Origin of the sequence: Bradyrhizobium sp. SK17, from assembly GCF_002831585.1 — a bacterium.
Classification (GTDB): domain Bacteria; phylum Pseudomonadota; class Alphaproteobacteria; order Rhizobiales; family Xanthobacteraceae; genus Bradyrhizobium.
Genome location: NZ_CP025113.1, coordinates 1,100,240 through 1,113,801, shown reverse-complemented (window position 1 = coordinate 1,113,801; position 13,562 = coordinate 1,100,240). Strand labels below are relative to the sequence as shown.

At 64.1% G+C, this 13,562-nt stretch carries 13 protein-coding genes; 8 read left to right on the top strand and 5 right to left on the bottom strand.

Going from position 1 to position 13,562, the window contains the following annotated elements:
- Positions 1 to 1,204: 1,204 nt before the first annotated feature.
- Complete coding sequence (gene rpsT / locus CWS35_RS05145) at positions 1,205 to 1,471, bottom strand: 30S ribosomal protein S20 (RefSeq protein WP_024584552.1); 267 nt, start codon at positions 1,469 to 1,471, stop codon at positions 1,205 to 1,207.
- A 361-nt stretch (positions 1,472 to 1,832) separates the two neighbouring features.
- Between rpsT and CWS35_RS05140 the strand changes: the two genes are divergently transcribed.
- The 3 genes from CWS35_RS05140 to CWS35_RS05130 all read left to right on the top strand — a co-directional run bounded on the left by CWS35_RS05140 (position 1,833) and on the right by CWS35_RS05130 (position 3,851).
- Positions 1,833 to 2,150: a hypothetical protein gene (locus CWS35_RS05140; RefSeq protein ID WP_100951130.1), complete on the top strand. Its 318-nt coding sequence runs from the start codon at positions 1,833 to 1,835 to the stop codon at positions 2,148 to 2,150.
- 164 nt (positions 2,151 to 2,314) lie between these two features.
- A complete protein-coding gene (gene msrA, locus CWS35_RS05135; RefSeq protein ID WP_100951128.1) occupies positions 2,315 to 2,974 on the top strand; it encodes a peptide-methionine (S)-S-oxide reductase MsrA in 660 nt (219 codons plus the stop codon).
- A gap of 127 nt (positions 2,975 to 3,101) precedes the next feature.
- A complete protein-coding gene (locus tag CWS35_RS05130; RefSeq protein ID WP_024584549.1) occupies positions 3,102 to 3,851 on the top strand; it encodes a polysaccharide biosynthesis/export family protein in 750 nt (249 codons plus the stop codon).
- Between the two features lie 83 nt (positions 3,852 to 3,934).
- Here the strand turns inward: CWS35_RS05130 and CWS35_RS05125 are convergent, their stop codons facing one another.
- From CWS35_RS05125 to CWS35_RS05110, 3 genes are all read right to left on the bottom strand, one after another.
- Positions 3,935 to 4,606 (bottom strand): dienelactone hydrolase family protein, encoded by a 672-nt coding sequence (locus tag CWS35_RS05125; RefSeq protein WP_024584548.1) that lies wholly within the window; start codon positions 4,604 to 4,606, stop codon positions 3,935 to 3,937.
- 154 nt (positions 4,607 to 4,760) lie between these two features.
- Entirely contained in the window at positions 4,761 to 5,099 is a 339-nt protein-coding gene (locus CWS35_RS05115; RefSeq protein WP_100951126.1) for a hypothetical protein, read from the bottom strand.
- Positions 5,100 to 5,122: 23 nt separating this feature from the next.
- Complete coding sequence (locus CWS35_RS05110) at positions 5,123 to 5,908, bottom strand: alpha/beta fold hydrolase (protein WP_100951124.1); 786 nt, start codon at positions 5,906 to 5,908, stop codon at positions 5,123 to 5,125.
- A 293-nt stretch (positions 5,909 to 6,201) separates the two neighbouring features.
- Here CWS35_RS05110 and CWS35_RS05105 point away from each other — a divergent pair, with 293 nt between their 5' ends.
- Positions 6,202 to 6,693, top strand: coding sequence for a (2Fe-2S)-binding protein (locus CWS35_RS05105; RefSeq protein ID WP_100951122.1), 492 nt, complete (start codon positions 6,202 to 6,204; stop codon positions 6,691 to 6,693).
- Positions 6,690 to 8,975, top strand: a complete 2,286-nt coding sequence (locus CWS35_RS05100; protein WP_024584544.1) for a molybdopterin cofactor-binding domain-containing protein — start codon at positions 6,690 to 6,692, stop codon at positions 8,973 to 8,975. Before CWS35_RS05105 ends, CWS35_RS05100 begins: the two co-directional genes overlap by 4 nt.
- 67 nt (positions 8,976 to 9,042) lie before the next feature.
- On the opposite strand, the gene CWS35_RS05095 is transcribed toward CWS35_RS05100, so the two are convergent.
- Positions 9,043 to 9,507: a hypothetical protein gene (locus CWS35_RS05095; protein WP_100951120.1), complete on the bottom strand. Its 465-nt coding sequence runs from the start codon at positions 9,505 to 9,507 to the stop codon at positions 9,043 to 9,045.
- Between the two features lie 307 nt (positions 9,508 to 9,814).
- On the opposite strand from CWS35_RS05095, the gene CWS35_RS05090 reads away from it, so the two are divergent.
- The 3 genes from CWS35_RS05090 (at position 9,815) to CWS35_RS05080 (ending at position 13,484) form a co-directional block, all read left to right on the top strand.
- Positions 9,815 to 10,738, top strand: a complete 924-nt coding sequence (locus CWS35_RS05090) for a LysR family transcriptional regulator (protein WP_168226271.1) — start codon at positions 9,815 to 9,817, stop codon at positions 10,736 to 10,738.
- Positions 10,739 to 10,967: 229 nt separating this feature from the next.
- Positions 10,968 to 12,065, top strand: coding sequence for an HD-GYP domain-containing protein (locus tag CWS35_RS05085; RefSeq protein ID WP_024584541.1), 1,098 nt, complete (start codon positions 10,968 to 10,970; stop codon positions 12,063 to 12,065).
- 129 nt (positions 12,066 to 12,194) lie between these two features.
- Positions 12,195 to 13,484 carry a cytochrome P450 gene (locus tag CWS35_RS05080; RefSeq protein ID WP_024584540.1) on the top strand — a complete coding sequence of 430 codons (1,290 nt, stop codon included), beginning with the start codon at positions 12,195 to 12,197 and terminating at the stop codon, positions 13,482 to 13,484.
- Positions 13,485 to 13,562 lie beyond the last annotated feature (78 nt).

The following is a 13,562-nucleotide window of genomic DNA, read 5'->3' as shown; positions in this document are numbered from 1 at the left end:
GAAAGCGCCGTGCATGTTTCCTGCCACGGCGCGACCTCCAGCGGGCGCGGTTCTGCTCCGGACAAAGTTCTCCCGTGTGGCGGCCATGCGCCACGCGACAGATCAGCTGTTTGGAGAAGAGGCGTCCCGCGAGGTCAGCGCGTACTCGACGGTCTCTGGGGGTAAGAGCCAACGTCCGAGGGGTTGATTACGGCACCACAGGAGATCTGCACTTCGGTTGTCGTTGGTTCGACTGCAGTGATGATACCGTAAGGCATAAGTCCTCCCCCTCCCGCCGCGACGTATCGCGGCAAGTTGTCAGCTTGCTCGTGTCTTCAAATTCGAACTGCCGCTACCGAACACCGAAATGCCCGGCGCTTCGCCGCCGCGTGTCGTCGTCAACCCGTTCACTTGCTCCGCGTTCCCGCTGCCAGATTCCGACTGACGCCCTGGTCTCTCTTGTTCGATCCCCCGAATAGCCGGGGATATCGCCGGAGAAATTTTGACACAGGCCGACCGTCCTCATATCGCTATGAGCCGTCAATCTAGCTTCGCTTGGAAAGCGTCGCTAACGCGCACACCGCCGCCGATTTGCACGTCCGCCCTTGGGTCTCAAACCGCGCTGATCTGGAGAGCCGTGGGCGTCGCGAACAAGAAATAAATACACCAAGCGGATTTCCTGACAATCCGTGGATTCGACGGGGGACGCGAGTCTTCGCAACTGTTGCGACGCTGCAAGCGACGAGACGCGAAAGCAAGTTTTTGAATCAGCGTACAGATTCGCGCGTGTCACAAACCACGGTGCAATACCAAAAAATTTTCATAGAAAATTTACATTTGGTCGCGCGCCGGTCGCTTTTCCAATCGCTGTCTGGCGCTATGTGCATAAGTAATTCGCGAAGCGTCATTTTTCTCGATTACTTTTGCAGGGTAACCCCGCTCGCAATTTTCGTCGCTGGTCACTGCGCGCTATTCCATCTATCGCGCTTAGCGCAGAACAATCTACGCGCGAGTGCGTCGCGTTAAGCATACTTGGCAAGTAGAACTACGGACGCGACGAAACATTGCACGCAGTTCGTTGCGCGGCAACGCCAACTGCTCTCGCGCGATGAAACTTCCACGACAAACGAAGCGACAAAAACAAAAAGCCCGGCGCGAGCCGGGCTTCGTGACAAATGTGCTTTTCAGTCAGCTCACTTCGCCAACGTCTTAGTTGGCGGGCTCGTTACTTGGCGAGCTTGGCGATCCGCTGCGAGAGACGCGACACCTTACGGCTCGCGTTGTTCTTGTGAATGATGTTGCGCTGCGCCGCCTTCATCAGCTCGGGCTCGGCGTGGCTCATCGCCTTGAGCGCCGCCTCGCGATCGCCGCTCTTGATCGCTTCCTCGACGGTGCGCACCGCGCCACGCATCTGCGTGCGGCGCGACTTGTTGACGATGGTGCGGCGGGCAATCTTGCGGGTCGCTTTCTTGGCGGAAGTGGTGTTGGCCATGGTTTCTCTAACTGTCCTTCGGCGGTGTCGCTCGGTGGTCGGGCTTCGCGCGCACCGGCCGGTTCAAATCTCGACTCTGATGTATTGGTCCAAGGTGTTCTTGAGGCGGCCATGCGAGGGGGGCAAAATGCTGCCTCCGCATGCGGCGCTGTCCAAAGAACAGCGGCGGCAGGATTGCGCCCGCCGCCATCGGCCGGTCTTATAGATGGCGCAGGCAGCACCGTCAACGCTTTCGGGACCGAAAAAGGGCCTGAAATCCGGCCTGCGGGGGCCGGATAAGCCGCTGAAGAGGTTGAATTTCCGGGGGGCGCCCGGTAAGGCCTGACGACGCACGGGGCGCGACAGGGAGTTTGGGTGACGCATGATCCGCGGCTTTTTCCGTCTGATCGGCCTTTTGCTGCTGGCTGGCAGCTTCATCTTCATGGTCTATGACGGGGCCCGCTACGTCGCCGATCAGAGCCTGCGCTTCACCCAGTTCGGGCAGTTCTGGAACGATATCCACCAGTCGAGCCAGCAAGCCTTCCATGCCTGGGTGGACCGCGTCGCGCCCTGGCTCTGGACCAGCGTGATCCGCGTGCTGCTGGAACAACCGGTGTTCGCGGTGCTCGGCATCGCCGGCATCCTGCTGATGATCCTGTTCCGGCCGCGCAAGCCGCTGATCGGCTACGCGCGCGACTGACGTGGTTGCAGTCCTCCTTGGCTACAGCCGTCCCTGGCGGCAGCGTCCTTGGCCGCGGCCCGTCAGGTAACGGGGCTGCCATCATTTGCGTAACGACCTATATAAGTGACAGCCGGCCCGCAGGCCGCAGCCCGCGTCGGCCGATGTCCCGCCTGGAGGTATCCATGTTGTTCATGCGCAAGACCACCGCGTTGCCAAGCGCCGCCGAGGCGTTGCCGGGCCGCGCGACGCCGATCCCGACCGCGACCACCCATTTCGTCAACGGCAGCAGGCTGACGCCGCCCTATCCGCAGGGCCTCGAGCAGGCCGTGTTCGGGCTCGGCTGCTTCTGGGGCGCCGAGCGCAAGTTCTGGGAACTCGGCGACGGGATCTACACCACCGCGGTCGGCTATGCCGGCGGCCACACGCCGAACCCGACCTATGAGGAGGTGTGCTCGGGGCGCACTGGCCACACCGAGGTGGTGCTGGTCGTGTTCGACCCGAAGAAGATCTCCTACCAGAAGCTGCTGAAGACGTTTTGGGAGAACCACAACCCGACGCAGGGCATGCGCCAGGGCAACGACATCGGCACGCAGTATCGTTCCGCGATCTACACCTTTGGCGATGCGCAGCGCAAAGCCGCCGATGCATCGCAGGCCATGTATCAGAAGGCACTTGCCGCCAAGGGGCTCGGCGCGATCACCACCGAGATCGCACCGTCGGGCGAATTCTATTTCGCCGAGGACTATCATCAGCAGTACCTCGCGAAGAACCCGGCGGGCTATTGCGGGCTTGGCGGCACCGGCGTGTCGTGCCCGATCGGCGTCGGCGTCACCGCCGCCTGATCGCATCGTCGTGCGCTAAATCAAGGGGGAGCCGGGCTGTCCGGCTCCCCGCTTGCCCTCGGCGAACCCTTTATTAACCATAAGTGGTGCAAGACTAGGCTTGTCTCGCCGTTGAGGGATAAGTCCGGTGCCAGTTGCACGCGCGTTACGATTGCCGATCACTGCCGTTGTGGCTGCGCTCGCGCTGTCTGGCTGCATGAGCACGTCCGGTCCGGTTGCCATGGGCCCACAAGGCGTTGATGCCGTCACCTATGGTCCAGCCTACGCACCCGCTCCGGTCGCCGATGCCGGCGGTGGCGGTGCGATCAGCGCATTGCGTTCCGCCTTCGCTAACGTTTCCCCTGGTTATGACTATGCCGCGCCGGTTCCCGCCCCGGTCGTCTATGCCGCCGCGCCGGGTGGGCCCGCGGGATATAACAATGCCTATCATCTCGGCCCCGGCGACAAGCTTCGTGTCGTGGTCTACGGCCAGGAAGGCCTGACCAATTCCTACGCGATCGACGCCGCTGGTACGATCACCATGCCGCTGATCGGCTCGGTGCCGGCGCGCGGCCGCACGCCAGCCAGTCTCGCCGCCGAAATCTCGGCAAAGCTGCGCAACGGCTTTATTCGCGAACCGTCAGTGGCGGTCGAGATCGAGTCCTACCGTCCGTTCTTCATCCTTGGTGAAGTGCAGGCGCCGGGCCAGTATCCTTATGTGCCGAACATGACCGTCGAGAGCGCGGTTGCGATCGCCGGCGGCTTCTCGCCGCGCGCCCGGCGCGACAGCGTGACGTTGACCCATACCGATGCATCCGGCTCCGGCCGCTTCGTGGTGCCGATGGGCACGCCGATGAGCCCGGGCGATACGGTGTTCGTCGGCGAGCGCTGGTTCTAGGCCAGGCAATCACTCTCGTTCCGTTATTCCGGGGCGCGCGACGCGCGAGCCCGGAATGACGAGGTAAAAAGAGCTGCGCTTCATCAGCGCAGGTGCTTTCCAAAGAATTCCATGCTGCGCGGCCAGGCTATGTCGGCGCTGGCCTTGTCGTAGCTGGCGCGCTCGTCGCAATGGAAGCCGTGCTGCGCGCCCGGATAGATGAAGACCTCGACCTCGGGCCGCTTCGACTTGATGGTCTCGACATCGCTCAAGGGAATGCCGGTGTCCTTCTCGCCGAAATGCAGTTGCGTCGGCACGGCCGGCTTGTCGTCGGCGAAGCGAACCACGGCGCCGCCGTAATAGCCGATCGCGGCAGAAAGGCCGGACAGCTTGGTGGCGGCCGCATAGGCGATGCTGCCGCCGAGGCAGAAGCCGATGATGCCGACCGGTCCGACCGGTTTCACCGCGTCGATCGCGGCCTGGGTGTCGCGCAGCATCGCAGCCCAATCCGGATTGGCCACGAACTTGCGCGCCTCGGCGATCTCATCGGGTGAGTAGCCGCTCTGGAAGTTCGGCGTGATGCGGTCGAAGATCGAGGGCGCCACCGCGACATAGCCTTCCTTCGCCAGCCGGTCGCAGACCGAGCGGATGTGGTGGTTGACGCCGAAGATCTCCTGGATCACGACGACAGCGCCTTTCGGCGCGCCGGCCGGATCGGCGCGATAGCCGCCGAGCTCGAATCCATCCGAAGCCTTGAGCTTGATGTCTTGTCCCATGGTCCATCCTTGTCACGTTGGGGGTTGCATGAAGATGTCGGTGGTGGGTCGGGAGGCTGGAGCCCCGTCCCGATGGAATCAGAACGGGGCTCCGGGTTTTTGTCTTGACGCGTTTTCTTCACGCGAACCGGTATCCACTTCGCTCGAAAACGCTCTAGCGCCACATCCAGTTCTCGCCCCAGTCGCCCTTCCAGCCGGCGAGGCGGCCCTTGCGGAATTGCAGGAAGAGGCGGTCATGGTGCGGCAATAGCCCGCTCCCCCCGAGGTCGCGGAAGGTCAGGAAGATCTCGTTGCCGGGCCGACCGCTGACATGGGTGAAGGGCGTGCCGAGTGCGCGTTGCGCGTCCTCGACGCCCATGCCGAACACCAGCGGCGTGTTGTTCGACAGCGTCGCGGGGAAGGCGGATGCTGGACCGCCGAACGGCGGCAGCTTTTCGGCGCTCGCTGCCGTCGCGGCCACAGTCAGCAACACGGCGGCGGCAATCGTCTTCATGGCTCGATCCCTCACTTGATGCATCACCCGGTCTTTCCCGGCGCGCCCGCTTCAAGACCATCCAGGAACGGTAGCACGGCATCGATGAAGAGCTGCGGCTGATCGATGTTGACGGCGTGGCCGGCGTTCGGGATCACCGCCTTCTGCGCGCCGGGGATTTTCACCGCCATGTAGTCGGACGCTGCGAGGAACGGGGTGTCATCGGCGCCGACCACCACCAGCGACGGGACCTTGATGTCAGGCAGCGACTCGATCACCCGCGCGTCGCGTTGCGCCAGCATGCCGCGCGCCGAGAGCGCGAGGCCCCGGGCATTGCGATGCGTGACCGACGCGCGCTCGGGACTCAGCGACTTCAGCATGTCGAGCCCTTCGCGATCGAACCGGTCGCCGGTGTCGCGAGCGCGCTTGTTCCAGACCTCGCGGGCCTCGTCCTTCTTGAAGCCCGGGCCGGTGTCGATGATCAGCAGCGCGCGGACCCGCTCGGGATGGGCGCGATGAAAGGCCAGCGACATGTAGCCGCCGAGCGACAGGCCGCCGACAACAGCCTTGTCGGCGCCGGCAGCGTCGAGCAGGGCGGCGATGTCGCCGACCGTGTGTGCCTCGCTGTAGGCATCGGGATTGTCGGGATAGTCGGACTGGCCATGCCCGCGCATGTCCCACAGGATCAGCCTGTGCCGCTTTGACAGCGCCTCGATCTGGCCCTGCCACATCGCCGATGTCGAAGAGTAGCCGTGGGTGAGGATCAGAGGCGGGCCGTTGCCGTGAATCTCATAATAGATCTCGACGCCGTCGCGGTTGAGCTTGGCCATTCACGGGCTCCTCGTTGTTTCCCGCCGGCGTCCGGTCCGGCGGCACTACCGACCTTGGTAGGACCTACCGATAAGGCATCAATACTGGCATTTCAAAAGCTTCATGCAATTGCCGCAACGCACAACCGGCGCCTTCGGAAGACTTATTCCTTTCGAACGGTTCCAAATTGGATTGCCTCCAAGCGGTAACCGGATCATTGTCTTGGCAACTGTCGCTTACCCGGTGGGCGCCAGCCATGACCCAACAGTGAGTTGCCGCCGTAAGCGGCTTCCTACACCGGAAGGGGAGAGAGATGCCAAATCTCAATATCAACGGACGGAACATGTCCGTCGAGGCGGCCAATGATACGCCGCTGCTTTGGGTCATCCGCGAGCAATTGCAGATGACGGGCACCAAATTCGGGTGCGGCGCGGGTCTCTGTGGCGCTTGCACGGTCCACCTCAACGGCGAAGCCGTGCGGTCCTGCCAGACCTCGCTCGCGGACGCCGTCGGCAAGAAGATCACCACCATCGAAGGCCTCTCCGTCAAGGGCGATCATCCGTTGCAGAAGGCCTGGGTCGCCGAGCAGGTGCCGCAATGCGGCTATTGCCAGTCCGGTCAGATCATGCAGGCCGCCGCGCTGCTGTCGAAGAACACCAATCCGACCAAGGAAGAAGTGGTCGCGCATATGGACGGCAATCTGTGCCGTTGCATGACCTATTCCCGAATCCAGAAGGCGATCATGCGCGCTGCGTCCGACATGCGCACCGCATCGGCCACCGGATCCGAGCGGAGGGCCACATGAACAAACACGTGAAGAACCTCGCCCCCGAGGCGACCGATCTCAGCCGCCGTTCCTTCCTGGTCGGCACCGCTGCCACCGGTCTCGTGCTCGGCTACGCCGCGTCCGGCATCGATCAGGCGCTCGCGGCGCCCGCGCCGGCCAATTTCGAGCCGAGCGTCTGGTATGCGATCGCGCCCGACGGGCTCGTCACCGTGACCTGCGGCAAGGCCGATATGGGCCAGCACGTCGCCTCGACCATGGCGCAGATCGTGGCCGAAGAGCTCGGCGCGAGCTGGAAGGACATGCGGGTTCAGCTCGCTTCCAACGATCCCAAGTACAATGATCCCGTGCTTGGCGCGCAGATCACCGGCGGCAGCTGGTCGACGATGATGAACTTCGACGCCATGAGCCGCGCCGGCGCAGCCGGCCGCATCGCATTGACCGAGGCGGCGGCGGCCTCCATGGGCGTGCCGGCCGGCGAGCTGGTGGTACGCGACTCCAGGATCAGTCACGCGAAGTCGAAGAAGTCGATGTCGTTCGCCGAGGTGGTGAAGAGCGGCAAGGCGACCAAGACGTTCACGGCGGACGATCTGAAGGCGATCAAGCTGAAGACCGCCGACCAATACACCATGATCGGCGTCTCGGTGCCGCAGCTCGACATTCCGCTGAAGGTCAACGGCACGGCCAAGTATGGCATCGACACGATGTTGCCGGGCATGGTCTACGGCGCGCTGGTCACGCCGCCGGTGCGTTATGGCGCCACCGTGAAGTCGGTCGACGACAGCGCGGCCAAGAAGCTGCCCGGCTTCATCAAGGCCGTCACTCTGGACGACAAGACCACCACCACGACCGGCTGGGTCGTCGCCGTCGCCAACACCTACGCGCAGGCGAAGAAGGCGGCCGAGGCGCTGAAGATCAGCTATGACGGCGGCCCGAACGCGAAGCTGTCGAGCGAATCGCTGCTCACCGAAGCCAAGCGGTTGCAGGGGCTGAGCGATTCCGGGCAGTTCTTCGTCAAGGACGGCGATCCGGATGCGGCCTTTGGCTCGGCGGCCAAGGTGCTGGAGGCGGAATACACCACCAACATCAACATCCATGCGCCGATGGAGCCGATGAACGCCACCGCGGAGTTCAAGGGCGACATCCTGCACATCTATTCCGGCAACCAGTTCGCGACGCGCTCCGGCGCGATCGCGGCCGGCGCCGCCGGGATCGATCCGAAGTTCGTGGTGATGCACCAGACGTGGCTGGGCGGCGGCTTCGGCCGGCGTCTCGACGCCGACATGATGGTGCCCGCGGTGCAGGCGGCGAAGGCCACGGGCAAGCCGGTCAAGGTCATCTACACGCGCGAGAACGACATGACGATGGATTTCTCGCGTCCGCTGACCTACCAGAAGGTGAAAGCCGGCATGGACGGCGACGGCAAGGTCGTCGCTCTCAGCCATGACGTGGTGTCGGCCTGGCCGACCGCGCGCTGGGGTATCCCTGATTTCCTGTCGCCCTCGGTCGACAAGAAGGGGCCGCTCGACGCGTTCACGGTCAACGGTGCGGACTTCTTCTACACCGTGCCGAACCACTATGTGCGGGCGATCAAGAACGAGATGGCGCACAACGCCACCCCGTCAGGTCAGCTCCGTTCGGTGGCGCCGGGCTGGACGTTCTGGGCGATCGAAAGCATGGTCGACGAGATCGCGCATGCGACCGGCAAGGACCCGGCCCTGCTGCGGGTTGAACTGCTCGACGGCAAGGGCAAGAACGACGGCGGCGCACAGCGTCTCCGCAATACCTTGCTCGCGGCGATGGGTCTCGCCGGCTACGGCACCAAGAAGCTGCCCAAGGGTGAAGGCATGGGCGTTGCCTGCGTGTCGTCGCAGGAGCGCGCCACCGCGAGCTGGACGGCTTGCGTCGCGCATGTCGCGGTCGCCCCGTCGGGCGAGGTGACGGTGAAGAAGCTGACGGTTGCGACCGACGTTGGTACGCAAGTGAACCCCGATGGCATCCGGGCCCAGGTCGAGGGCGCGGCGCTGTGGGGCATGTCACTGGCACTGTTCGAGAAGGCGACGTTGAAGGACGGCGGCATCGAGCAGACCAATTTCGACAGCTACACGCCGCTGCGGATGAGCCAGCTGCCGGAAGTCGCGGTCAACGTCATCGCCAATGGCGAGAAGGCGACCGGCGTCGGCGAGCCCGCGGTGACGGTGGTGGCGCCGGCGATCGGCAACGCCGTGTTCAACGCGGTCGGTGCCCGTGTGCGCGGCCTGCCGATCACCGCGGAGGCCGTCAAGGCCGCGATGAAGGCGTGACGGCCTGAACGACCGAACCAATGAAGACGCCGGAGAGCACCGCTCTCCGGCGTCTTCTCGTTCGCGATCACCGGGGCGAATTGTCGGCGAACTTGGCGAAGAACGAATTATAGACCTGCGGATCGGTCACCACGCGCGTCTTCGAATCGCCCTTGCTGTCCCAGATCGTCGTGATGAATTCGGCGTGCACCGCGGTGATGCCCGACAGCGCGTGCACCGTCACCAGCGCGCGCGTCGTCTCGTGGTCGGGCTTGGCCCTCAGCATCGGCAATTTGGCGTTGATCACCGCCTGTAGCACCTGATGACCACGGTCGGCGATCTTGTGATTCTTCTCGCCCTGCACCAGTGCGCCGGTGCTGTCGATCGACACCTGCTCGAACTCGTTTGCCTTCAGCGAGGCTTCCGCGGCCTTCAACGCATCGTTGATGGTGATGCCGACTTTGCGGTTCTGCAACGACACCAGCGCCGCCTTGTCGCTCGCCGACAGGTCGCTGGTGACCTGCTTGGACGAGCACTTGCCGACCAGCGCCACCGAACACTCCCCGGTGACGCGATCGGATGGGTCGTGCGCACAGGAGGACACGCAGATTCCGGTCAGGAGGGTCGCAAGGTTGCGTGCCAGGCCGGCGCGCTTGGGGCATGCATCACAAGGGTCCATGAAGGCGCGCGCCTGCGATGGCGCGGCCCATCCGCAGCGCCGCATCCACATCGTGGCCGGTGTTCGGATCGATCGCGCCCCCGGCAAAGGTCGGCGGTGAGGGGCAAGTGAGTTGCGAAACTCCTAGCGCAGTGCAATGCATCGATCTAATGGATACTTTGTATATCCGGGTATTGATCAGATGAATTTGCGTTCGATCGACCTCAATCTGCTGGTGGTGTTGCAGGCGTTGCTCGCGGAGCGCCACGTCAGCAAGGCGGCCAAACGTGTCGGCCTCTCGCAGCCGGCGCTCAGCAACGCGCTGGAGCGATTGCGCGTATTGTTCGACGATCCGATCCTGATCCGGCACGGCAATCGCTTCATGCTGTCGCCCAAGGCCGAGCGGTTGGCCGGTCCGCTGAACGACGTGCTGGCCGGGGTCGAGGCCGTGGTCGGGCTGACCCCGCAGCCGCTGTCCGAGGTTCGCCAGACCGTCACGCTGACATCGGGCGATTATGCGCTGGCGGGACTGCTGCCGGATCTGTGGCGCTGGGTTCAGGCGAGGGCGCCCTATCTGTCGGTCCACGCCAAGCCGTGGCCGGGCCCGGACGTTGCGGTACGCATGGTGGTCGACGGCACTTGCGATCTCATGGTGGCGCCGCTCGAGCCGCTGCCCGCGAAGTTGCACGCGCTCAAACTCTGCCGCTCGGACTTCGTTGGCATCGCCAGACCCGGTCATCCGATCCTGAAGCGGCCGTCACGCGAACGCTTCATGGCGCAACGTCACGTCATGGTATCCTCCGACGGGCTGTTTCCGAACCGGATCGATCTCGCCTTGCGCCGTCAGGGGATCACGCGCGACATCGGCCTTTTGGTGCCGAGCCATATGCTGGTGGCCGGCCTCGTCGCCAACAGCGATCTGCTCGGGATCGTTCCCGATGGGCTGGTCGAGCGCCGCACGGACGTTGCAAGGTTCAAGCTTCCGTTCGATCTGCCTGGCTTCGACGCGGGCGTCGTCTGGCACGAGCGGAGCGAGCGCGACGTCGGCATCAGCGGTCTCCGCGACGGCATCAAGGAGCTTGTGGAGATGGCGATCGCCGCAGGCTATCTGAGACCCTGCGCGTGAGCGCGCCGACGCAGGTATCAACGCCATCTTGAACCACCCAAAAATTGATGATTGGCTGCGGGAGCCGCCTCGACGCGTCGGTCCGGGCCGGCCTGATATTGCTAGCGGATTTTCCGGTCCATCAAATTGTATCGACCGCGCTTAACCGCCGTTCAGCATCCCCATTAAGCGGGAGGGAACGCATCGTCAGGTAGCGTCCGCCGTCGGTCGTTACCGCGACGGGGATTCCATGACTGCCTTGGCCAATAATCAGACTTCGAAGCGCCGCTTGCTGCTGGCGTCGGATCGAAGCGATCAAAGCACCGAACTCGCCAGCATCCTGCGCTCCGTGGGCGAGGTCGATACCGTTCCGACGTCGGATATTCCCGAGCGGCCCGACCGTGATCTTTCCGGCATCGTGGTCGACATCAATTTGCGCTCGCCCGAAGCGGTGCAACTGGTCCGCGCCAAGTTGCAGGCCGATGCCTATCGCGAGATGCCGCGGCTGTTCGTGCTGGCGGATGCGCTGCACCACGCCTCGATGCAGGCCTGGGCGCTCGGCGCCACCGACACCATCTCGCGGCCGTTCGATGCGCGCGGCATCCTCCAGCGCATCCGCGCCGCGTTCCCCGACAACAGCGGTTACGATGAGACCGATCGCGGCAAGGCGCTCAACCGTGGCGTCGAAGCCGCGCATGGCGTGATGGTCAAGATGTTCGAGCGGATGCGCGCCGGCGAACCGCTCAAGTTCGACGACATCGTCGCCGCCGAAAACAAGATCCTCAAGGCGATCAAGCACAACTCGCTGCGCGAATGGCTGACCACCGTCGGCTGCCATCACCAGGAGACCTATCGCCATTGCCTGTTCGTGACCGGCTTCGCGGTGGCGTTCTCGCAGCACCTCGGCATGCGCGACGACGATCAGCGCCGGCTTGCCCGCGCCGCGCTGCTGCACGATGTCGGCAAGGCGTTCGTTCCGGTCGCGCTGCTCGACAAGCCCGGCACGCTGACGGTCGAGGAAATGGCCGAGCTCCGCGAGCATCCGCGCCGCGGCTACGAGGCGCTGTCCGCCCAGGGCGGCTTCCCGCCGGAAATGCTCGACGTGATCCTGCACCACCACGAATTCCTCGACGGCACCGGCTATCCGAACGGTCTCAGCGGCAAGGAGATCAGCGACATCGTCCGCGTCACCACGATCGTCGACGTCTATGCCGCCCTGGTCGAGAAGCGCGCCTACCGGCTGCAATTCACCCACGCCAAGGCATTCTCCATGATGGAGGAGATGGGCGGCAAGCTCGACCAGCAATTGTTGCAGGCGTTCCGCCCGGTGGCATTCGGGCATTATTGAGCCCTCGTGGCCTCTGCCGTCTGCCTAGGGCGAGGCTTTTAGCCAATCAACGCAAGTCGTCCTCCTCAACCCCGCCTAGATTCCGGTGATCATCGGCACGACCGATGGCTTCCGCGGGTGAGGACGATCATGGACACGGCAACGACCGGGGATCTCGATATCCCCGCCAATATCGCGGCTACCCTCGTCGACCCCGTCGCCTATGCCGACGACAGTATCCACGACAGCTATCGCTGGCTGCGCGCCAACAACCCGCTCGGCATCGCGCGGCCCGACAAGTTCGATCCGTTCTGGGTGGTGACCAAGCACGCCCATATCCAGGCGATCAGCCGGCAGAACGAGCTGTTCCACAATGCCGACCGCCCGACCACGCTGACCAACCAGGCGCTCGAGGAACGCGTTCGCAAGATCACCGGCGGTCCCAATCTGGTGCGCTCGCTGGTGCAGATGGACGCGCCGGACCATCCGAAGTATCGCGCGCTGACGCAGGGCTGGTTCATGCCGGCCAATCTCGGCAAGTTCGAGGGCCGGGTCCGCGAGATCGCGCGCGCCACCGTGCAGCGCATGCTCGACCGCGGCGGCGCCTGCGATTTCGTCGACGACGTCGCGCTCGGCTATCCCCTGCACGTCATCATGGAGATCCTCGGTGTGCCCGAGGCCGATGAGCCGCGCATGCTCAAGCTGACGCAGGAGCTGTTCGGCCCGCAGGATCCCGACACGGCGCGCGTCCGCGACGCGCTGAGCGCGGAGCAGGTCTCGGTGATGTTGCAGGCGATCATCGCCGACTTCTCCGCCTATTTCCGCAAGATCACCGAGGATCGCCGGCAGAATCCGCGCGACGATCTCGCCACCGTCATCGCCAATGCGAAGATCGGCGGCGACTACATGCCGGAGCACGATCAGACCAGCTATTACATGATCGTCGCGACCGCCGGCCACGACACCACCTCGTCCTCGACCGCGGGCGCGATCTGGGCGCTGGCGAGGGACCCCGCGGAGTTCGCCAAGGTGAAGGCCAATCCGGAACTGATCCCGGGCCTGGTCGACGAATCGATCCGCTGGATGACGCCGGTCAAGCATTTCATGCGCTCGGCCACCGCCGACACCGAGCTCGGCGGCCGCAAGATCGCCAAGGGCGACTGGCTGATGCTGTGCTACGCCTCGGGCAATCGCGACGAGGAGGTGTTCGAGGAGCCCGACCGCTTCCGCAGCGACCGCAAGCCCAACCGCCACGTCGCGTTTGGTTATGGCGCGCATCTCTGCCTCGGCCAGTATCTCGCCAAGCTCGAGATGCGCATCCTGTTCGAGGAGCTGTTGCCGCACCTGAAATCGCTGTCGCTCGACGGCGAGGTGAAGATGACGCAGGCCTATTTTGTGAGTGGCCCGAAGAAGCTGCCGATCCGGTTCGAGGTGAATTAAGGTCTCACCGTCATTGCGAGGAGCGCAGCGACGAAGCAATCCATTTATCTCGCATGCGCTGAACCATGGATTGCTTCG

Bases quoted from the DNA above. Each gene is read 5' to 3' on its own strand.
- rpsT (WP_024584552.1), bottom strand. From the start codon at position 1,471: ATGGCCAACACCACTTCCGCCAAGAAAGCGACCCGCAAGATTGCCCGC.
- CWS35_RS05140 (WP_100951130.1), top strand. From the start codon at position 1,833: ATGATCCGCGGCTTTTTCCGTCTGATCGGCCTTTTGCTGCTGGCTGGC.
- msrA (WP_100951128.1), top strand. From the start codon at position 2,315: ATGTTGTTCATGCGCAAGACCACCGCGTTGCCAAGCGCCGCCGAGGCG.
- CWS35_RS05125 (WP_024584548.1), bottom strand. From the start codon at position 4,606: ATGGGACAAGACATCAAGCTCAAGGCTTCGGATGGATTCGAGCTCGGC.
- CWS35_RS05115 (WP_100951126.1), bottom strand. From the start codon at position 5,099: ATGAAGACGATTGCCGCCGCCGTGTTGCTGACTGTGGCCGCGACGGCA.
- CWS35_RS05110 (WP_100951124.1), bottom strand. From the start codon at position 5,908: ATGGCCAAGCTCAACCGCGACGGCGTCGAGATCTATTATGAGATTCAC.
- CWS35_RS05105 (WP_100951122.1), top strand. From the start codon at position 6,202: ATGCCAAATCTCAATATCAACGGACGGAACATGTCCGTCGAGGCGGCC.
- CWS35_RS05100 (WP_024584544.1), top strand. From the start codon at position 6,690: ATGAACAAACACGTGAAGAACCTCGCCCCCGAGGCGACCGATCTCAGC.
- CWS35_RS05090 (WP_168226271.1), top strand. From the start codon at position 9,815: ATGAATTTGCGTTCGATCGACCTCAATCTGCTGGTGGTGTTGCAGGCG.
- CWS35_RS05085 (WP_024584541.1), top strand. From the start codon at position 10,968: ATGACTGCCTTGGCCAATAATCAGACTTCGAAGCGCCGCTTGCTGCTG.
- CWS35_RS05080 (WP_024584540.1), top strand. From the start codon at position 12,195: ATGGACACGGCAACGACCGGGGATCTCGATATCCCCGCCAATATCGCG.